The 19844-nt window shown below is 64.7% G+C and carries 19 protein-coding genes; 4 read left to right on the forward strand and 15 right to left on the reverse strand.

Annotation, left to right across the window (positions count from 1 at the left end):
• From B6V76_RS03755 to B6V76_RS03805, 11 genes are all read right to left on the reverse strand, one after another.
• Window positions 1–1380, reverse strand: coding sequence for an MBL fold metallo-hydrolase (locus B6V76_RS03755; protein ID WP_088726697.1), 1380 nt, complete (start codon window positions 1378–1380; stop codon window positions 1–3).
• Window positions 1349–2347 carry an LOG family protein gene (locus B6V76_RS03760; protein ID WP_088718747.1) on the reverse strand — a complete coding sequence of 333 codons (999 nt, stop codon included), beginning with the start codon at window positions 2345–2347 and terminating at the stop codon, window positions 1349–1351. Before B6V76_RS03760 ends, B6V76_RS03755 begins: the two co-directional genes overlap by 32 nt.
• A 14-nt stretch (window positions 2348–2361) precedes the next feature.
• Entirely contained in the window at window positions 2362–2490 is a 129-nt protein-coding gene (locus B6V76_RS03765) for a F0F1 ATP synthase subunit gamma (RefSeq protein WP_206184172.1), read from the reverse strand.
• Between the two features lie 399 nt (window positions 2491–2889).
• Window positions 2890–3654: an alpha/beta fold hydrolase gene (locus tag B6V76_RS03770; protein ID WP_088721648.1), complete on the reverse strand. Its 765-nt coding sequence runs from the start codon at window positions 3652–3654 to the stop codon at window positions 2890–2892.
• Between the two features lie 31 nt (window positions 3655–3685).
• Window positions 3686–4996 (reverse strand): histidinol dehydrogenase, encoded by a 1311-nt coding sequence (hisD, locus tag B6V76_RS03775; RefSeq protein WP_088726698.1) that lies wholly within the window; start codon window positions 4994–4996, stop codon window positions 3686–3688.
• 14 nt (window positions 4997–5010) lie between these two features.
• On the reverse strand, window positions 5011–5880 hold the full coding sequence (locus B6V76_RS03780; RefSeq protein WP_088721650.1) for an ABC transporter permease subunit: 870 nt from the start codon (window positions 5878–5880) through the stop codon (window positions 5011–5013).
• On the reverse strand, window positions 5877–6665 hold the full coding sequence (locus B6V76_RS03785) for an ATP-binding cassette domain-containing protein (protein WP_088726699.1): 789 nt from the start codon (window positions 6663–6665) through the stop codon (window positions 5877–5879). The genes B6V76_RS03780 and B6V76_RS03785 overlap by 4 nt, the downstream gene beginning before the upstream one ends.
• Window positions 6666–6729: 64 nt before the next feature.
• Window positions 6730–7719, reverse strand: coding sequence for a taurine ABC transporter substrate-binding protein (tauA, locus tag B6V76_RS03790; RefSeq protein ID WP_088718750.1), 990 nt, complete (start codon window positions 7717–7719; stop codon window positions 6730–6732).
• 50 nt (window positions 7720–7769) lie between these two features.
• Window positions 7770–8492 (reverse strand): amino acid racemase, encoded by a 723-nt coding sequence (locus tag B6V76_RS03795; RefSeq protein ID WP_088726700.1) that lies wholly within the window; start codon window positions 8490–8492, stop codon window positions 7770–7772.
• Window positions 8489–9697 carry an aminotransferase class I/II-fold pyridoxal phosphate-dependent enzyme gene (locus B6V76_RS03800; RefSeq protein WP_088726701.1) on the reverse strand — a complete coding sequence of 403 codons (1209 nt, stop codon included), beginning with the start codon at window positions 9695–9697 and terminating at the stop codon, window positions 8489–8491. Before B6V76_RS03800 ends, B6V76_RS03795 begins: the two co-directional genes overlap by 4 nt.
• A gap of 4 nt (window positions 9698–9701) precedes the next feature.
• The gene (locus B6V76_RS03805; RefSeq protein WP_075774700.1) at window positions 9702–10724 is read right to left on the reverse strand and encodes a D-cysteine desulfhydrase; all 1023 of its coding nucleotides are present in this window, start codon (window positions 10722–10724) and stop codon (window positions 9702–9704) included.
• Between the two features lie 108 nt (window positions 10725–10832).
• Here B6V76_RS03805 and B6V76_RS03810 point away from each other — a divergent pair, with 108 nt between their 5' ends.
• The 4 genes from B6V76_RS03810 to B6V76_RS03825 all read left to right on the forward strand — a co-directional run bounded on the left by B6V76_RS03810 (window position 10833) and on the right by B6V76_RS03825 (window position 14580).
• Window positions 10833–11723: a LysR family transcriptional regulator gene (locus B6V76_RS03810; protein ID WP_088718754.1), complete on the forward strand. Its 891-nt coding sequence runs from the start codon at window positions 10833–10835 to the stop codon at window positions 11721–11723.
• A 232-nt stretch (window positions 11724–11955) separates the two neighbouring features.
• Complete coding sequence (locus B6V76_RS03815; protein ID WP_088726702.1) at window positions 11956–12711, forward strand: hypothetical protein; 756 nt, start codon at window positions 11956–11958, stop codon at window positions 12709–12711.
• A gap of 88 nt (window positions 12712–12799) precedes the next feature.
• Complete coding sequence (locus B6V76_RS03820; RefSeq protein WP_088721654.1) at window positions 12800–13633, forward strand: hypothetical protein; 834 nt, start codon at window positions 12800–12802, stop codon at window positions 13631–13633.
• Between the two features lie 149 nt (window positions 13634–13782).
• Window positions 13783–14580 (forward strand): outer membrane beta-barrel protein, encoded by a 798-nt coding sequence (locus tag B6V76_RS03825; RefSeq protein WP_166504537.1) that lies wholly within the window; start codon window positions 13783–13785, stop codon window positions 14578–14580.
• Between the two features lie 100 nt (window positions 14581–14680).
• On the opposite strand, the gene B6V76_RS03830 is transcribed toward B6V76_RS03825, so the two are convergent.
• Genes B6V76_RS03830 through acsA form a run of 4 tightly spaced genes read right to left on the reverse strand, consistent with a single transcriptional unit; the run spans window position 14681 to window position 19839 of the window.
• Window positions 14681–14923, reverse strand: coding sequence for a phosphopantetheine-binding protein (locus B6V76_RS03830; RefSeq protein WP_075774695.1), 243 nt, complete (start codon window positions 14921–14923; stop codon window positions 14681–14683).
• On the reverse strand, window positions 14920–16101 hold the full coding sequence (locus B6V76_RS03835; RefSeq protein ID WP_088726704.1) for a dihydrolipoamide acetyltransferase family protein: 1182 nt from the start codon (window positions 16099–16101) through the stop codon (window positions 14920–14922). Before B6V76_RS03835 ends, B6V76_RS03830 begins: the two co-directional genes overlap by 4 nt.
• Window positions 16102–16105: 4 nt before the next feature.
• A complete protein-coding gene (gene pdhA / locus B6V76_RS03840) occupies window positions 16106–18103 on the reverse strand; it encodes a pyruvate dehydrogenase (acetyl-transferring) E1 component subunit alpha (protein ID WP_088726705.1) in 1998 nt (665 codons plus the stop codon).
• A complete protein-coding gene (acsA, locus tag B6V76_RS03845) occupies window positions 18100–19839 on the reverse strand; it encodes an acetate--CoA ligase (RefSeq protein ID WP_088726706.1) in 1740 nt (579 codons plus the stop codon). The genes pdhA and acsA overlap by 4 nt, the downstream gene beginning before the upstream one ends.
• Window positions 19840–19844 lie beyond the last annotated feature (5 nt).

The following is a 19844-nucleotide window of genomic DNA, read 5'->3' on the forward strand; positions in this document are numbered from 1 at the left end:
CTAGAGCTCGAAGCTCTGATGCAGGTCGGGCATCACCACTTTCGCCGGGTCGAGCCCTTCCGCGAAGGCTTCCATCGACTTTTTCTCGCCATGCACGAGGAAGATTTTTTCCGGGTGGCGGGTGCGGGCCAGCCAGCGTTTCAGATCGGTCTGGTCGGCATGGGCGGAAAAGCCGTTGATCGTGTGGATCTGCGCACGGACCGGGATCTCCTCGCCGAAAAGCTTCACATGTTTCGCCCCGTCCACGATGATCCGCGCGAGCGTCCCTTCGGCGGCGTAACCCACGAAGATCACAGCACTTTCTTGCCACGCGAGATTGTGGCGCAGGTGGTGGCGCACGCGCCCGCCCGTGCACATCCCCGAACCCGCCATGATCACCGCGCCCGAGCGTATCTCGTTGAGTGCGATCGAATCCTGCGTCTCGCGGGTGAAATGCAGCTCGGGCAGCTGGAACGGGTCGCGCCCCTTGTGGATGATATTGGCCAGTTCCGGGCGCAGCGCCTCGTCATGGCGCGCGAAGATCCGGGTCGCGGAGATCGCCATCGGGGAGTCGAGGAACACCCGCAGCGATTTCTCGATCTCGCCCGAGGCCATCCCCTCGCGCAGGAACCACAGCAGCTCCTGCGCGCGCTCCAGCGCGAAGGTCGGGATGATGACATTGCCGCCCCGCCCCGTGGTCGCGCGGATCGCGGCGAGGAATTCCGCGATCGAGGCCTCGAGCCCGCGATGGTCGCGCTCGCCATAGGTGGTTTCCATCACCACGATATCTGCATCCTCCGGCGGGTCGGCATCGTTGAGAAGCGGACGATTGTCGGGGCCCAGATCGCCCGAGAACAGAAGCTTTCGGGTGCGGCCATGCTCGGTCAGGTCAAGCCGGATCGAGGCCGAACCGAGGATATGGCCCGCGTCGAAAAAGGTCGCCTCGATCCCGTCGAACAGCGAGAGCGTCTTGCGATAGGTGGCGTTGCGTCCGAACCGATCGACCGCGTCGAGCGCATCCATCGTGTCGTAAAGCGCCTCACGCGACCCGCCGCGCCGCCCATGGCGGTGATGACGGCGCGCCTCTTCCTCTTGCAGATGCGCCGCGTCGAGCATCACCAGTCGCGCCAGATCGCGCGTGGCCGAGGTCGCGATGATCTCGCCCTTGAAGCCGCGCTTGACCAGAAGCGGGAGCCGCCCGCAGTGATCGAGATGGGCATGGGTCAGCAATACCATGTCGATCTCTGAGGGCTCGAAGCCGAATTTCGCGGCATTGTCTTCGACCAGTTCCGAGCGGCCCTGGAACATGCCGCAATCGATCAGGATCTTGCGCCCCGCGCATTCGACGAGATGGCAGGACCCCGTCACCTCATGCGCGGCACCGTGAAATGAAATCTTCATCCTCTCCTCCCATTGGTTCGTCGATATTGCGACCGAACTGCGCATACCAACGCCCGATATCCTCCCAGATCTCCTCGGCGCTTTCGGCATACCAGAACAGGTCGCGGTCCTCGGGGTCGATCACCCCCTCCTCCACAAGGAAATCCGGATCGAAGACCCGGCTCCAATACTCGCGCCCGACAAGGATCACTGGCAGCGGGCGGATCTTGCGGGTCTGGATCAGCGTGAGCGTCTCGAACAGTTCGTCGAGCGTGCCATAGCCGCCCGGAAACACCACGAGCGCCCGTGCGCGCATCAGGAAATGCAGCTTGCGCAGGGCGAAATAGCGGAAGCGGAAGCACAGGCCGGGCGTGATGTAGGGGTTGGGGAATTGCTCGTGCGGGAGCGTGATATTGAGCCCCACCGTGCGCGCGCCCGCATCATAGGCGCCGCGATTGGCGGCCTCCATCATCCCCGGCCCGCCGCCGGTGACTATCACCAGCCGGTTGCCATGCGGGCCCTCGCGCGCGCCGACGATCCGGCCGAAGGCGCGGGCGACGTCGTAATAGCGACTTTTCGCGGCGACGCGTCTGGCAATCTCGACGCGTCGCGTCAGATCGTCATTGCCCGGATCGGCCGCGCTGCGGGCCTCCATCTCGGCCAGCTTCTCATGCGCGGCTTGCGGTTCGGGAATCCGGGTGCCGCCGAAGACCACGATCGAATGGGCGATGCCCTGTTCGCGCAGCAGCGTCTCGGCCTTCTGGTAATCGAGTTGCAGGCGCGCGCCGCGCATGTCGTCGCGGTTGAGGAAATCGACATCCTCATCGGCCTGCAAGTAATTCGGATGCGCCATGATCTCGCGGGTCAGATCGGGGGCGCGGACATCCTCGTGGCTGGGCTTGGGCTCGCACCACGGCAGATCGACCTCGCGCGCCACGTCATCGGCGGGCTGGGGCTTGGTGCGTTCCCCTTCGATTGTCTCCGACATCGGCTCCTCCTCGATTACCGAACCGGCGGGCTTGCGGTGGCAAGCTCCACGATCTCCTCGGTGATTTCGTCCTGCCGCAGGCTGCGCGAGGTTTGGATCAGCTCGGTCAGCGTGTCGGAGGTATTGTCCTGAGCGGCGATCATTGCGCGCATCCGGGCCTTGTCAACGGCGGAGTAAAATCCGGCCACGGTAGCGGCGGGGTGCTCCTGCTGCGGGCGACGGTGAAATCGCTAGGCCGACCCTTCTATCAACCCGGGAGATTTATTGGCTTAATCACCTGTGCGGACTACCGAAAAATTCCCTGCCGCGCCGAATTCGAATATCTAGCCCTGGAACACCCAGATGTGGCAAAAACCACGAGGCCACGCAGAAAAACCATAACGCATTCAATGCCTTAATAATTAATGCAAGACGGATCAACTCCTTACGGCCGGCAACCAAAGCTCTCGCAAGAGATTGATTTCAAAGATCAAAGCCCAGAGTTCGCTCTGGGCTTTCTGTTTTCCGGCTTCCCGTCGCGGCGCGGCGATTTCAGCGTCCTGCTAAAAGTCTGCCGCATCGAGGAAATCGCCGACCAGCCTGTTGAACCGGTCCGGTTTCTCCATGTGAACGTTATGCGCGCAGCCGGGCATCACGGCGAGATCCGCCCCCGGGATGCCGCGCCAGAGCGCTTCGGGCTGCGTCCAGTCATAGGAGCGGTCGCGGCTGCCCCAAAGGACGAGGGTCGGGCTTGCGATCGCGCCAAGAGCGGGCGTGCCATCCCAAGCTTCCCAGGCCGTGAGGCTTGCGAGTGCGGCCTGCTGGCGCGCCTTCTGCCCGAGCGACAGGCAGAGCGGAAATCCCTCCGCCGCCTCTCCCTGCCGGAACCATGTCGCCGCGATCCGCCGCGCGGTCGCGGGCACCCCGTCGCGCAGAAGCCGTTCACGGGATTGCGCGATCGTCTCGAACCGACCCGGCATCACGCCGCGCGGCCCGGTGCCGTAGAGTATCAGCTTGCGGATGCGCGCGGGGGCCAGCCGGATCATCTCCTGCACGACCATGCCGCCCATCGAATGGCCGAGAAGATCGAAGCGCTCGACCTCGAGCCGGTCGAGAAGTCCGAGCACCATGCGCGCGTGACCTTCGATGCTCTCGGGCGCCTCCAGCGCTGCGCTTGCCCCGAACCCCGCGAGATCGGGACATATGACATCGCGGAACGGGCTGAAATGCGCAAGCTGCGCGTCCCACATTGCGCTGCCGCCGAGATAGCCGTGCACGAGGACGAGGGGCGGCCCGTTGCCTGCCCGGGTGAAGGACAATTCCGGCATCCCTGCCTCCCTTCTCCGTCCGCGCTCCGCGTCAGCCCTGGACCTGCGCCGGACGCAGGTCGAAATGCTCCTCGGGGAAGAACTTGGAGAGCCGGATATCGGCGGACCGCGCATGCCCCTCCATCCCTTCGAGCCGCGAGATTCGTGCCGTCGCCTCCGCGAGCGGTCGGGCCGCCTCGCGGGTGGCGCGCTGCCAGGTGATCGTCTTCATGAACTTGTGCACCGAGAGCCCGCCAGTGTAGCGCGCGGCCCCAGAGGTCGGCAGCACATGATTGGGGCCCGATGTCTTGTCACCGAAGGCTACGGTCGTCTCTTCGCCGAGAAACAGCGAGCCGTAGGATTTCAGCCGGGCCAGCCACCAGTCGAGATCCCGACACTGCACGTGCAGATGCTCGGGCGCGAGTTGATCGGCGAACCGCGCCATCTCCTCGGCGCCGTCGCACAGGATGACTTCCGCGAAATCCGCCCAGGACGCTTTCGCGCTGTGGCGATTGAGTTCCGGCAGGGTCTCTATCAGCTCCGGCACGAGGCGCATGACCTGATCGGCCAGAGCGCGATCGGAGGTGACGAGCCAGACGGGCGAGTTGTAGCCATGCTCCGCCTGCCCCACCAGATCATAGGCGACCATCTCGGGATCCGCCGTGGCATCGGCGATCACCATGCTGTCGGTCGGGCCAGCGAACATGTCGATGCCGATCTGGCCGAAGAGGATCCGCTTGGCCTCAGCGACATATTGGTTGCCGGGTCCGACGAGGATATCCGCCTTTGGCAGGCCGAACAGACCATTGGCCATCGCGGCCACCCCCTGCACGCCGCCCATCGAAAGGATCACGTCGGCGCCGCACAGGTCCATCGCGTAGAGGATCGCGGGCGGGATGCCGAGACCGGGCCGCGGCGGCGAACAGGCGGTGATGTGGGGCACGCCCGCGACCTTGGCAGTGGTGATCGTCATGATCGCGCTGGCAACGTGGCTGTAGCGCCCGCCGGGCACGTAGCAGCCAGTGGCCGAGACCGGGATCTGCTTCTGCCCGGCGGTCAGGCCCGGAAGTATCTCGATCGTGCAATCGGTGACCGTCGCGCGCTGCGCCTCGGCGAAGCGGCGCACGTTGTTATGGGCAAACTGGATATCGGCCTTGAGCTGCTCGGGCACGGCGGCGCTGGCGGCGGCGCGCTGCTCCGGGGTGACGACGATCTCGCCGGTCCATTTGTCGAGTTCTCTTGCATAGTGACGCGCCGCGTCCTCGCCGCCGGCCGCGATCTTCGCCAGCATCTTCGAGACGATGTCATGCACGCCTTCCTGATCCGCCTCGGCTGTCCGGACGGCTTTCTTCAAGTAGATCATGGTGGTTCTTCCCGTTACATTCTGCCCTTCCAGGGCACGAGGCGACGCTCGACGAAGCGCATCAAGAGATCGAAAGCGAAGGCGATCGCGGCGATCACGAAGATCCCCATGATCACGACCGGTGTCTGCAGGAACTGGCTGGCGGAGAGCACCATGTAGCCAAGCCCCTTGGTCGAGGCGACCATCTCCGCGGCGACCAGCGTGGTCCAGCCGAAGCCGACCCCGATCCGCATCGCCGTCAGGATCTCCGGCATCGCGGAGGGCATGATGACATGGCGCATCACCTGCCAGCGTGTCGCACCGAAGGAATAGGCGGCGTGGATCTGCTCGATCGCGGCGGATTTCACGCCAGAGCGCGCCCCCAGCACGACCGGCGCGAAGACCGACAGGAAGATCAGCAGGACCTTGGAGGTCTCGCCGATGCCGAACCAGATGATCATCAGCGGCAGGTAGGCGAGCGGCGGAATCGGCCGGTAGAACTCGATCGGCGGGTCGAAAATGCCGCGCATGATCGGGCTCATCCCCATCGCGAGCCCCAACGGAATCCCGATCACGCAAGCCAGCAGGAAGGCGCCGAAGACTCGCACGGTCGAAATCACTACGTGATCGAGAAACGAGGTGCCAGTATAGCCGTCGCTCCAGACCGAGAGAAACTTCGACACGATCGCCATCGGCGAGGGCACGAAGAGCGGCTTCACCCAGCCCATGAAGGTCACGAGCCACCAGACGAAGAAGAAAAACAGGATCGAGCCAATCGAGAGCCACAGCGTATTGCCCTGCCCCGGGACGCCGTAGGTCTGGCCGGGCTTGGTCGCGCGCGAGCGGGAAATCCGCGCCCACAGTCCGGGCGGTTTCGTCGGGGTTTGAGTTGTTTGCTCCGTCATGCCGCGGCCTCTTCGTCGGCGAAGATGATCTTCAGGACTTCTTCGCGAAGTTCGATGAATTTCGGGGAGGCCTTCACCTGTCGGGCGGGCATCCCATCGAGAAACTGCCGCGAGAACGGCAGGTCGAATACGTGGGTGATCCGCCCCGGGCGCGGCGACATGACCACCAGCTTGGTGCCCATGAACAGGGCTTCCTCCACGCTATGCGTGATGAAGAAGACCGATTTATGGGTGTCGTTCCAGATGTTCAGGATCAGTTCCTGCGCCTTTTCGCGGGTCAGCGCGTCGAGCGCGCCCAGCGGCTCGTCCATCAGCAGAACGCGCGGATCGCAGGTAAGCGCGCGGGCGATGCCGACGCGCTGCTGCATCCCGCCGGAAAGCGAGTACACCGGCGCGCCCTGAAACCCGTCGAGCCCGAGCATGCTCAGGAACCTGTTGGCGACCTTCTTGCGCTCGGCCTCGGCGACGCCCTGGATCTGCAGGCCGAAAGCCACGTTGTCCAAAACGTTCAGCCAAGGCAGGAGCGCGTGTTTCTGAAACACCACCGCGCGGTCCGCGCCCGGGCCGGAGACCTGCTCGCCATCGAGCATCAGCGCCCCCGAGGACGGCGACAGAAACCCGGCGATCAGGTTGAGAAGCGTGGATTTCCCACACCCCGATGCGCCGAGCGCCACGACGAATTCATCGTCCTCGATTGTCAGGTTGATCTGGCTCAAGGCCTCGACGGGCGGGCGACCATCCGCCGCTGGATAGACGACCGATACGTCCTCGACATTTAATCCCACGTCGCTGCTCCCTCTCGGTTTCTTGGTCCTGCCCAGATCGTATACCCGGGCAGGAAAGACTGTTTCACTTCAGGGCGTCTTCGGCGATCTTCGTATTCACGAAGGCCGAGTAATCGTCGGCGACACTGTCGATGCGGCCCGCGGATTTCAGGAATTCCGCGGTCGATTTCATGATGTTCGCGGCATTGCCAAGCCAGGTGTCGCTGACTTGTTCGGACAGCGGCACGAAGGTGTAGCCCTTGAGAATGCCGGGGATCTGGTCGGCGCCCGCGCCGGTCACGCTGGCGATCTCCTTGACCTTCTCGTTATCGGGCGTCCAGGCCGAGGGATCGTCCAGATAGGCCTTGTTCGCCGCGTTCATCGCCTTGGCGAAGGCCACCATTTCCTTCTCGTGGGACTCGGCGAACTTGGTGTTCACGGTCCATGCGTTGAAGGTCGGATAGCCCCATTTCGCGGTTTGGGCGGCGCTCACGATACGGCTGCCGGTCTCGAGGATATTTGTCTGCACCGGCGGCCAGATGAAAGCGGCGTCGATCGTGCCCTGATCCCATGCGGCTGCGATCTGGTCCGGCGGCATAGAGATGATGGTCAGATCGGATTCCTTCATCCCGGCATGGGAAATCGCGCCCATCAGCGAGTAATGCGCGGTGGAGCCCACCGGCACCGCGACGCGCTTGCCCTTCAGATCTTCCAGCGATTTGATGCCCGAGCCGTTATGCGCGATCAGGCTCTCGGAATCGCCGATCGCGTAGGACACCATGAACATTTGCAGGTCGACGCCCTGGCTCGCGGCGATCGCCAGCGGCGAGGAGCCAAGTTCCGCGACCTCGACATCACCCGAGGCCATGGCTGCGATCACGTCGGTGCCCGAGTTGAACACCCGCCATTCGATCGTCCAGCCGGTGGCCTTCTCGAAAGCCTTTTCGGCGCGCGCGGCGTTCATCGGGGTCGGATCGCTGAACGTCCCGATCGTCATCGTCTCGGCCCAGAGCGCGGACGTCGAGAGCGTCAGCGCGGCCGCCGCCGTCATCATCATCTTGTTGAATTTGTTCATGTCAGAACCTCCGTTGGTAACATTGCGAGATGTATCTCTCGCTTTGATGGTTATCGCGTTCCACTATCGCTGTGCCCCTCCGCCGGTGCGGTCGCAAAGGCGACGATAGCACTGACCAGCTCGTCGAGCGTGTCAAATACGTCCGCCCGGGGACAGACTGCCTCCGGAATAAGCGAAAATTCGGTGCAGGCGATCATCTGCACAGTTGCGCCGCGCTCGAACAACGCGCTCGAGGCGGCCGCCAGTTTTTCGCGCGCGCCCGGTTGCGGGCCGTCCGCCTTGATCTGGCGGATCGCAGCCAGAAGATCGTCTTCCGCCTCGCTGTAGCGCAGGTCCAGCCCGTGTCGCGCTGCGGCTGAATCGAAGAGTTTCACCTTGCGCAGCGCGGGTGAGCCAAGAACGCCGACCCTACCACCCTGCCCGGCCAAGCGTGCGGCCCGGGCAACCGACAGCTCCACCATGTCGAGCACCGGCACGTCGACCGCCGCGCGGATCGCGGGCAGGTAGTGATGCGCGGTGTTGCAGGGGATCGCGAGAGCCTGCGCCCCGCCTGCCACCAGCCGGCGCGCCATGTCGGCGAGACCCGGGCCCGGATCTTCGCCCGTACCTTCGATCAGGTGGCGGATACGCGAGGGGACCTGCGGGTTCTGATCCACGATCAGCGGCACATGATCGGCATCGTCGCGCGCCGTCACGCTGGCCAGAACCTTCTGCATAACCAGGATCGTCGCCTCCGGTCCCATGCCGCCCAGAATGCCGACCCGCCGCATCATGCGCTCACCCTGGCGCAGGCGCTCTCGACTGCATCGACGATGTGACCTGCGAGATGCGCGCAATCCTCGAGGCTGAACGTCAGCGGCAGGCGCATATCGAAGAGGCTGGCGAGAACCGCATCGGTCTGGGGCAGCTCCTGCGCAGCGACGTAGCGCCAGCTGCGATGATCGGACGTGAAGCCCCGGGGCTGATCGGCCCCGAACCATTTCACCTCGACCCCCGCCTCCGCAAGCCGCGCGATCAGGACCTCGGCCTCGGAAGGCGCAAGGCCGGGCACCCGAAACTGGATCGAGGAGCCGACGTAGAATTCCGTCTTCGGTCGACGCGGCAGGCAGATCGCGGGCGAGCGCGTCAGCCCATCGGCCACCAGATCGTAGCGCGCGTTCCACGCGGCAATACTCTGTTCCAGCTGGCGAAGCTGCGGGCGCAGGATCGCCGCGCGCAGATTGTCCATCCGGGCGGACATGTTGGGCGTCTCCAGCCGGATCTTGTCGTAGATCTCGGGCGCGGGCCCGGCCCCATGGCTCTCGTAGTTCATGTAGGAGCCCGACAGGACCGTCGCGCGCGCCATGAATTCGGCGTCATTCGAGGTCAGCAAGCCTCCCTCGCCGGAATTCATGTGCTTGTAGGTCTGGGTGCTGAAACACCCCGCCAGCCCGAAAGAGCCGGACAACCGACCGTTCCACCGCGCCCCCATCGTGTGGGCGCAATCCTCGATCACGGTCAGCCCATGCGCCGTCGCGATCTCCATCAAACGGTCCATGTCGCACAGGTGACCGCGCATATGCGACAGCAGAAGGTGCCGCGCGCCGCTTTGCGCAGCCTTCGTCGCCAGCGCTTCGAGGTCGAGCACCAGATCCTCGGTGATCTCGACCAGAACCGGGACGCCCCCCACCGCCGCGATCGCGCCCGGCACCGGGGCGAGCGTGAAGGCGTTGGTCAGCACGCGATCGCCCGGCATCACCCCCGCGGCGCGCAGGGCGATCTGCATCGCCTGTCCGCCCGAAGCCACCGCGAGGCAATAGCGCGCGCCCTGCCATTGCGCGTATTCGCGCTCCAGCTCCACCACCTCGCTCGCCTCGCCGGGTGTATGGTTGTAGCGATGCAGCCGCCCCGAGCGCATCACCGCCACGGCCGCCTCGATCCCCTCCTCGGGGATCGGGGGCTGCTGGGTGAAGCTCTTGGAGAAGCGCGGCCGGATCATGATCTCAGGCCACCACGAGGGCTTTGTTGGCCTCGGCAAAGACGGTCTCGTAGCCGAACAGCGCCGCGGCGCCGCCGGTATGCAGGAAGACCACGCGCTCGCCTTTCTTGAAATGCCCCTTGCGGCAATAGTCGATCAGCCCGGCCGCGCCCTTGCCGGAATAGACCGGATCGAGAAGGATCCCTTCGAGCTGCGCGAACATGCGGATCGCCTCCAGCGTATCCTCTCGCGGGATGCCGTAACCCTCGCCGACATAGCTGCAATCGGCCACAACGTCCTCGCGGGCCACCACACCGGGGCAGCCCAGCTTCTCGGCGGTCTTCTGCGCCAACGCGAAGACATTGGCCTCCTGCTTGTCCTTCGGCGCGCGCACCCCGAACCCCGTCAGCGGGATCCCGGCATTGATCGCCTTGAGTCCGGTGATCAGCCCGGCCTGCGTGCCCGCCGAGCCGGTCGCCGTCGCGATATGGTCGATCACCAGCCCGCGGTCATTCGCCTGCCCGACCAGTTCGAAGGCGCAGTTCACATAGCCGAGCGCGCCGGTCGCGTTGGAGCCACCGCCGGGAATGACGTAGACCGTCCGGCCCTCGCCGCGCAGCTTCTCGGCGACCGCCTCCATCTCGGCCTGCATGTCCTTGCCGCCCGCCCGTTTCGACGTCGTCGCCCCATGCAGATGGTCGAGAAGCACGTTGCCGTTCTCGTTGTAATTGGCGTCGTTCGAGCCGGTGCGATCCTCAAGCAGGATATGGCAGGCCATCCCGAGCTTCGCCGCAGCCGCCGCCGTCTGGCGTGCGTGGTTCGACTGGGTCGCGCCCTGGGTCATCACGGTATCGGCGCCCATCGCCTGCGCCTCGGCCATCAGAAATTCCAGCTTGCGCGTCTTGTTGCCTCCGGTCGACAGGCCCGTGCAGTCGTCCCGCTTGATCCAGATTTCCGGCCCGCCCAGCTCTTTCGAGAGGCGATCAAGCTTTTCGAGAGGGGTCGGCAGATGCGCCAGATGAACGCGGGGAAAGCGAGCGAGATGCATATGGAGTTCCTTGGGTAACTTGTCTGTATCGAGCGTTGCGCAGATCAATCCCCTATGCAAATTCGAAATTCTTGATATGTTTTGCACTTCTTGCAAGTTAGGGGCGATATGCGACTCGAATGGCTCGAAGACATCCTCGCGATCGAGGATACGGGATCTTTCAGCGGCGCAGCCGAGCGCAGGATGCTCACGCAATCCGCATTCTCGCGCCGAATTAAGCAGATCGAGGATTTCGTCGGCGTCGAATTGTTCGACCGCTCGCATAAGCCGATCCGTCTCAAGCCGACGACGCGGGCACAGCGAGAGCAAATCATGCAGCTGTCGAACGGGCTGCGTCAGCTCGTCGCCGATCTGCGGCGCGGCGACAGCGTGGCAAGCAACCGCGTGGTGATCGCCTGCCAGCACTCGCTGACCACCGGGCATATACCATCGATCCTGCGCAAGATGCCGACAGAGCGCGAAGGGATATATGTCCGCCTGCGCTCGGCCAATCTCGACGCCTGCACGGGGCTACTGCTCTCGCGGCAGGCCAATGTCGCGATCGTCTACCGCACGCCGGACGAAAGAGACGACGCCCGTGCCGATTTTCTCGAGGAGATCACGATCGGCACCGACCGGCTGATCCCGGTCTTCAACTCCAGCCTGCCGAAAGCCGCGCCCGAGGGCGCCGGTCCCGTCGAGACGCCTTACATCGCCTACCCCTCGGACGTCTTCTTCGGCCAAGTGATGGAGCGCAGTATCCTGCCCTATCTCAGCCCGGCGATCCGCTATGCGCCCAAGGTCGAGACGGCACTGACGCTGGCGGCGGTCGAGATGGCGGTGATCGGCATGGGGGTCGCGTGGGTCCCGGAATCGCTCGCGCTGGAGCCGATCACGGCGGGACATCTGGTCGATCTCTCCACGGAACTTCCGGTCTGTGAATTGCAAATCAAGGCGATGCGCCTGCAAGGCAATTACAACCTCGCGGAAGAGACTTTCTGGTCGTCGCTCAGGTCTTGAAACCTGGTCGTCGCTCAGGCGCCAAATTGCCCGGAACTTGCCGCCGAGATCCATGGAGTGCGGTCGCAACCTCGATCGTGGCAGACGAGGATCGAGAAGCACGGAGTCGGTCTGTGACGCGGTTAGATAGAAATATTCATCATATTGATAGGAATCAAAGTTCGCTCTCTTCTCCTGTGATTTTCTCTGATCGACGCGGGTTCCATGCGTCATCAAAGTGGAGGAAGATGAAATGCGTAATCCATTGTTCACGGGCAAATCTCGCGTCTCGCTCGTCGCTCTTGCAGCGGCGCTGGGAGTCGCGATCGCATGGCAGGCACCGGTCACCGGTCCGCTAAGCTTCGCGGCCAATGCACAGGAGTCCGGCGGCCAAGGGACCGGCAAGGGAAATCAAGGCGGTCAGGGTCAGGGCAGCAAAGGCGCTCAGACCGGGCAATCGCAAGGTCAGGGACAAGGCGGCCCGGGAGAAGATTCCGACGGCAAGGGGCCGCAGGCAGGCGCCCCCTCCTCTTCGGGCGGCGGCAAGCCGACCTGGTCGCAGGAAGGAATCCCGGAGGTCGAACTCGGTCGTCTGAACGTCGCGCGCTCGCCCGAGCACGTAATCGATCAGGCCTATGAAGAAGCGCTCGCGTCGATCTCGCCCGAGATGGTCTCCTTCTACAACCTGTCGCTGGACAAGGCGATCGAGGAGCTCTCGCTGAACTGGGACAACGTGAGCTTCATCGACTCGCCGTTGCAGAACCTCGGCCTTCTTCAGGCAACGCTCGACGGCTCGACGCCGCTCTCGAGTTCCGGCGTCTCGAATGATGCCGACACGCTCGCGGCGATCTTCCTCGGCGCGGCGTCGGACAAGAATGTCCCGATCTCGACCGATACGGTGATTGCGGTGACGCAGATCCTCGGGGTTCCGGTGACGGGTACCGCGGCGGCATCCCTCGCTGCAGATGCCGAGGCCGTTCGCATCGCGATCCTCGCCGGGCACGGCTGATCGCATCTGAAACGCAAAAGCCCGGACCCGCCCGTCGGCGCGGGGTCCGGGTCGACAGACCCATTTCCAACATAACAAGGAGGCAGTCATGACACGCAAGACTGCAAAACGCGCAACGACCGTAGCCGGCATCGCGCTCATCGCGGGGCTGGGCTTTACCGTGCAGCCCGGCCCGACCTTCGGAACATTCCATCTGTCCGTGCCGAGCGCTCTTGCGCAGGACAGCGGCTCGCATACCGATGGCGATCACACGGATGGCGGCCAGCAGAAGGGCAAGACCGGCGAGGCTGGCCATGGCTCGAGCAGCGGCGGCCACGAGGACGACGGCACGCATGAGGAAAGCGGCGGCCATGGCGGCGCCAGCGGCTCTTCCGGGCAGGGTCAGGGCGGCCCCGGCCCCGATTCCGAGGGCAAGGGTCCGCAAGCCGGCACCCCGTCGGGCACGCGCGGCACCAAGCCTGTCTGGTCCAGCGAAGGAATTCCGGAGGTCGAGCTCGGGCGGCTGAACGTGGCGCGTTCACCCGATCACGTGCTTCAGCGCGCCTATGAGGAAGCCCTGGCGACGATTTCGCCGACCATGGTTTCGTTCTACAACCTGCCGCTCAATCAGGCGATCGACCAGCTTTCGCTGAACTGGGACAACGTCTCTTTCATCGACTCGCCACTGCAAAACCTCGCCCTTCTCAAGGACACGCTGGATGGCAGCTCGGCGCTCTCGAGTCTCGGGGTGACGAACAACACCGCGACGCTGGAGGCGATTTTCCTGGGCACGGCCTCGGACAAGACCGTGCCGATCACGGCCGCCACGGTGACGGCGGTGACGACCATTCTCGGCCAGCCGGTGACGGGCGCGGCAGCGACCAGCCTCGCCGCGCAAGCCGAAGCAGTGCGGATCGCGGTTCTCGCCGGGCATGACGGCTGAGACTCTATGGAACCGAGGCAACACTCTGCCCTCGCGTAAAGCGTGGGCAGAGAATTTCACTTCTGCTTGCACGGTTCGGAGATCATTATCCCGCGACATGGGGATATCCGACCCGGCGAATGACTAAAGACGGACAGAGAGGCATCGAGATGGAATTTTCAACGAAGCTGGCTGCGGCCTGCGCCCTTGTCTTCAGCCTTGCGGCCCCGGCGGCTGCTACGGCACAAGACTCGGCCAACTTCTTCAAGGTGGGCACGGCAAGCGTCACTTACGGACCTTACGTACGCTTCGGGCTCGGGGTCGCAAACACCCGACCCTCCGACGAGCACTGGCTCCCGCCCGGATATCCGAAAGATCCGCGGATCGATTTCAACCTGAGCAACGATACGAGTGGCTTCGGAGAGATCGCCTTCGGCTATGACTGGATGAACGGCTTCCGCGGCGATGTCAGCGTCCTCACGACTGGCTCGGCCACGACGACCGGTCCGCACACGACCAGCGGCAACCATGCCGATATCACCTCGGCTTCGGTTTCGACCAGCGCGGTGATGGGTAATCTCTACTATTCCCCGTTCGAGCAGATGGGCGTCAATTCCCGCCTGCATCCCTTCGTCGTGGCGGGGCTTGGTTACGCCAACAACAAGGTCAGCGACTGGACGCGGACGAACACAACGAACCCAGAGGTGTCCTCCGTAGACCGGACCTTCTCGGGCGACACCCACGGCGATTTCGCCTATTCGCTCGGAATCGGCATGGCCTACCAACTGACGGCTCCCGGCAAGCATCCGGCGATCCTCGAGATGTCCTATCGCTATTACAGCTTCGGGACCGCGAAGGGCGGTAGCACGCCGCTGACCAGTGGTGAATCGCCGGTCGCTCCATTGACCTTCGAGAACGACGCGCATGTGCTTTCGATCAGCCTGCGCATCCCGCTGCAGCGGCTCTGAGGCTTCTTGCGGGGGGTGCCGGACTGCTTGCTGCCCTATCCAGCCCCCCGCAGGACTTCCGATAAAGCAGCTCCGCCAGATACGGCTGCGCCCCTCCCTCTCACATCCGCGACGCGAGAAACCCCGCAGCAAGATCCGGGGTGGCGATCTGGGGATACTCGGCTTCGGCAATCTCGACGCCGAAGCGTTTATCGAGCGCAATCACCAAATTCAGAATATCCATCGAGTCGAGTTCAAGATCGTCCTGAAGATGATCGGACCCCGCGATTTCGGCGGGATCGAGATCGGGAGCGACGCGCACGAGCTCCTCGATATAGGCTCTGCGGATTTCATCTTCGGTCATAGCTCCTCCGGCGTTTGCAGCTTCGCGTCAATCGCGGTCAGGAATTTCGAGCCCAGCCGCCCGTCGCTCACGCGGTGATCCGCGGCGAGGGTCAGCGTCACGGCCTGCGCAGCAACCACCTTGCCGTCTCGCACCAATGCTTGCGGGCCGGGCGCGCCGGCAGTGACGATGGCGACCTGCGGCGGCACGATGATCCCGGCCATCGCCTCGACCCCGCTCTCGCCGAGCGCCGAGAAGGTCAGCGTCGCCATGCTCATCTCCGAGCTTTTGAGCCGCCCGGCGCGAGCGCGCGTCGTGAGGTCGCGCATCGCCTCCATCAAATCCTGCAGGCTTTTCTTGTCGGCATCGAGGATTGCTGGGGCCACGAGCCCGCCGCCCCGAAGCGCGATTGCGAGACCTAGATGAACCGCCGGGGATGGCGTGAACCCGTCCTCCCCGAAATGCCCGTTCACCGCCTTTTCTTCGCGTGCAGCCAGCGCCACTGCCTTCATCAGGAGCGCGCCCATCAGGATGCGTTCTTCGGGCGGGCGGTCCGCATTGGCGGCGCTCAGCCAGTCGCTCGCAGCGCTGAGATCGACCGTGTGGGTGACGTAGTAATGCGGGATCTCGCGTTTGGACCGGGCCATCGCAGCGGCGATCGCCTTGCGCATCTCGGCGATATATGCGCCGCGATCTTCTGCCGGGCTCGGCGTCGCGGCGGGTTTCGTCGTCTCGACATCGGCGAGCACGATCGCGCCTCCCGGCCCGCTTCCGGTCAGGCTCTCCAGCGCGACCCCCAATTCCGCGGCGCGTGCCTTCGCGGCAGGAGAGGCGGCGATCCCTGATGGGGTGGCGGGAGGCGGCGCACTTGGCGGCTCCATCCTTGCCTCCGGTTCGACCGGTTCGGCAGGCGACTGCGGCGCAACTGGCGGCGCGGCCTCAGAGGTCTCCGCCGACGCCTCCCCGGGCGCTTTGATGACGGCAAGCGGCGCGCCAACCGGCAGGTCTTGCCCAAGCTCTGCCACCAGCTTTTCGACCACACCGTCCTCGAAGACCTCGATCTCGATCGCACCCTTCTGGGTCTCGACCACCGCGACGATATCGCCGTGCTTGACCGTGTCGCCGGGCTTCACCAGCCATTCGACCAGCTTGCCCGCCTCCATATCCGCGCCGAGCGAGGGCATCTTGAGAACGGCCATCGCCTCACCCTTTCCCGAGCGTCGTCTTCACGGCGGCGACGATAGCGGGCACCTGCGGAATGGCGGCGTCCTCGAGATGTTTGGGATAGGGTATCGGCACCTCGGCGGAGCAAACCCGCCCCACCGGCGCATCTAGGTGCCAGAAGGCCTGCTCGCCGATCCGGGCCGCGATCTCGGCGGAGAGCGAACCGGACCGCCAGCCCTCGTCCACCATCACCGCGCGGCGCGTGCGCGCGAGCGAGGCCATGATCGTCTCATCATCGAGCGGGCGCAGGCAGCGCAGGTCGATCACCTCCGCCTCGATCCCCTCGCCCGCCAGCGCCTCGGCGGCCTCGAGCGTCTTCCACAGCGATCCGCCATAGGTGATCAGGCTGATATCCTTGCCCTCGCGCCGGATCGCGGCCTTGTCGATGTCGACCGGCCCCGCATTCGCGGCGATCTGCCCGGTCATGTTGTAGAGCATGACATTCTCGAAGATCAGCACCGGATCGGGATCCTCGATCGCAGTCCAGAGCATCCCGCGCGCGTCCTCCAGCGTGGCGGGCGCGAGAACCCGCAGCCCCGGAATATGCGCGTACCACCCTTCGAGCGAATGGGAATGCTGCGCCGCCAGTTGCTTGCCCGCGCCGGTCGCAAGACGGATCACCACGGGTGCGCCGAACTGTCCGCCCGACATGTGCCGGATCGTGGCGGCAGTGTTCATGATCTGGTCGAGCGCGAGCAACGAGAAATTCACCGTCATCACCTCGACGATGGGCCGCATCCCGGCGGCCGCCGCACCGATCCCGGCCCCGGTAAATCCGGACTCCGACAGCGGCGTGTCGCGGATGCGGTCCTCGCCGAATTCGGCCATCAACCCTTTCGAGACCGCATAGCAACCGCCGTAAGCGCCCACATCCTCGCCCATCAGAAAGACCCGCTCGTCGCGGATCATCGCGTCGCGGATGGCCTGCTTGACCGCCTCGCGATAGGTCATCTCGACGGTCTCGGCGCTGGGTTCGGGCGGCGCGGGCGGCGCGGGGCGTTCCTCGGCCATGACATGGCGGGTGAGCGTCTCGAGCGGCTCCCACTCGCTCCCCTCGGCATAGGCGACGGCGGCGGCGATCTCGTCCTCCACCCCCGCCTCGATCTGCGCGACCTCTTCGGGATGCATCAGCCCGCTCTCGTAGAGCCAGGACTGGAACCGCACGATCGGTCCCTTCTCGCGCCACGCGGCCACCTCGTCCTTGTCGCGATAGAGCTGGGCGTCGAACATCGAATGCGCGCGGAACCGATAGGTCAGACATTCGAGGAAATAGGGTTTGCCAGTCTCGCGGATCGCGGCGAGCGCGCGGCGGGTGGCGGCCTCGACCGCGACCACATCCATCCCGTCCACCTGCTCGGTCGCGAACCCATAAGCCGCCGCCTTGCGCCGGATGTCGGTCACGGCCTCGGTTCGCGCCAAGGCCGAACCCATCGCGTAGCCGTTATTCTCGCACACGAACAACACCGGCAGCGACCAGAGCTGCGCGAGGTTCATCGACTCGTGGAACTCGCCCTCGGCCACAGCCCCTTCGCCGAAGAAGCAGGCGGTGACATTGGGCGCACCCATCATCCGGTCGCGCAGCGCAAGCCCCACGGCCAGCGGCAGCCCGCCCCCCACGATCGCGTTGCCTCCGTAGAAATTTTGTTCGGCGTCGAAGATATGCATCGAGCCGCCCCGCCCGCCCGAGGCACCAGTGGCCTTGCCATACATCTCTGCCATCACGCGCTCCATCGGCACGCCACGAACCAGCGCATGACCGTGCTCGCGATAGGTCGCCACCACGCGATCATCGGGGCCGAGACGTGGGATCACGCCCGAGGCCACCGCCTCCTCGCCATCGTAGAGGTGGAGGAAGCCGCGGATCTTTTCCTGCGTGTAGAGCTCGGCGCATTTATCCTCGAAATGGCGCACACGGATCATCGCCGTGAGCAATTCGCGGATGTGGTCATGGGTCAGGTGCGGTTTGTCGGCAGTCATGTCTCGTCACTCTCCAGCGTCGAAATATCGCCTTCCGGCAGGCCCAGCTCGCGCGCTTTCAACAGACGGCGCATGATCTTGCCCGAACGGGTCTTCGGCAGGGTCTTGCGGAACACCACCTCGCGCGGGGCGACCGCCGCGCCGAGCTTCTTGCGCGCAAGGCCCCGGATGTCGCGTTCGAGATCTTCGGACGGCTCGAAGCCCGGATTGAGCGCGACATAGGCCTTCACGACCTCGCCTGCGGTCTCGTCGGGCAGGCCGATCACGGCAGCCTCGGCCACTGCCGGATGCTCGATCAACGCGCTTTCGACCTCGAAGGGGCCGATCAGGTGACCGGAGGATTTGATGAGATCATCGGCGCGACCGACGAACCAGAAATAGCCCTCGCTATCGCGCATCGCGAGATCGCCAGAGAGATACCAGCCACCCACGAAACACTTCTGGTAGCGCGCCTCTTCATGCAGATAGGCGCGCATCATCGAGGGCCAGCCGGGGCGCAACGCCAGTTCGCCGATCTCGCCGGGTTTGCACTCGCGCAGCCCATCATCGACACGCTCCACGATCCCCGCCTCGATCCCCGGCAGCGGTTTTCCCATCGAGCCGGGATGCACATCCATCGCGCGGGTATTGGCGATCATGATGCCGCCGGTCTCGGTCTGCCACCAGTTGTCGTGGAAGGGCTTACCGAAGACCTCGTTGCCCCAGACCACGGCCTCGGGATTGAGCGGCTCGCCCACCGAGGCCATGAACCGCAGTGTCGAGAAATCGTAAGGCGCGGCCGCCTCTTTCCCTGCGCGCATCATCATGCGGATCGCGGTGGGCGCGGTGTACCAGACCTCGATCTGCTCGCGCTCGAGGATGCCGTACCAGCGGTCGAGATCGAAATCGGCCTCATCAACGATCATCCGCACCCGGTTCACCAGCGGCGAGATGATCCCGAACGATGTCCCCGTCACCCAGCCCGGATCGGCGGTACACCAGTAGCGTGTGCCCGGCGTCAGTTCGAGCGCGTAGCGGCCCGCCGCCGCATGCATTACCACCGCATTATGCACATGCACCGCGCCTTTCGGGCGGCCCGTGGTGCCGGAGGTGAAATGGATCAACGCGGGATCTTCGGGTGCCGTATGAACCGTCTCGAACGCCTCCGAGGCCGCCGCCATCGCAGGGCCGAGCGCCACGCAACCCTCCGGCGCTTCGTCGCCGATGATCAGCACCAGTTTGAGCGAGGGAATTTCGTCCCGCCACGCGGCGATCTTGCGGCGATAGATCGAGGCGGTGGTGATCAGCGCATTGGCCTCGCCGATCTCGAGCCGGGTGCGCAGGGGCTCGGGTCCGAAGGCGGAAAAGAGCGGCGAGAAGATCATCCCTGCCTTCAGCGTGCCCAGCGCCGCGACGTAGAGATCGGGCACCCGGCCGGCGAGACCGAAGAGCCGGTCGCCCGGTTCCAGCCCGTGCGCAGTCAAAACATTGGCGAAGCGCGCGGTCCGGGCAGCGAGATCACGATAGCTCAGACTTTGCCGCTCGCCGTCCTTGCCGAGCCAGAGGATCGCCTCGTCATCCCCATGACCCGCAGCGACATGCCGATCCACCGCCTCATGCGCGATGTTTAATGCGCCATCGGGAAACCCGTCGAGCATCGCCCGCGCGGTGTCCCATGTGAACGCCTTGCGGTCCTCCTCGGAGAGCGTGGCGGCGGCGCGTTCGGCGGCCGACTTCTGGATGATCGCCCAAGTCATCACGC

It is taken from the genome of Thioclava sp. IC9, assembly GCF_002213225.1.
Classification (GTDB): domain Bacteria; phylum Pseudomonadota; class Alphaproteobacteria; order Rhodobacterales; family Rhodobacteraceae; genus Thioclava; species Thioclava nitratireducens.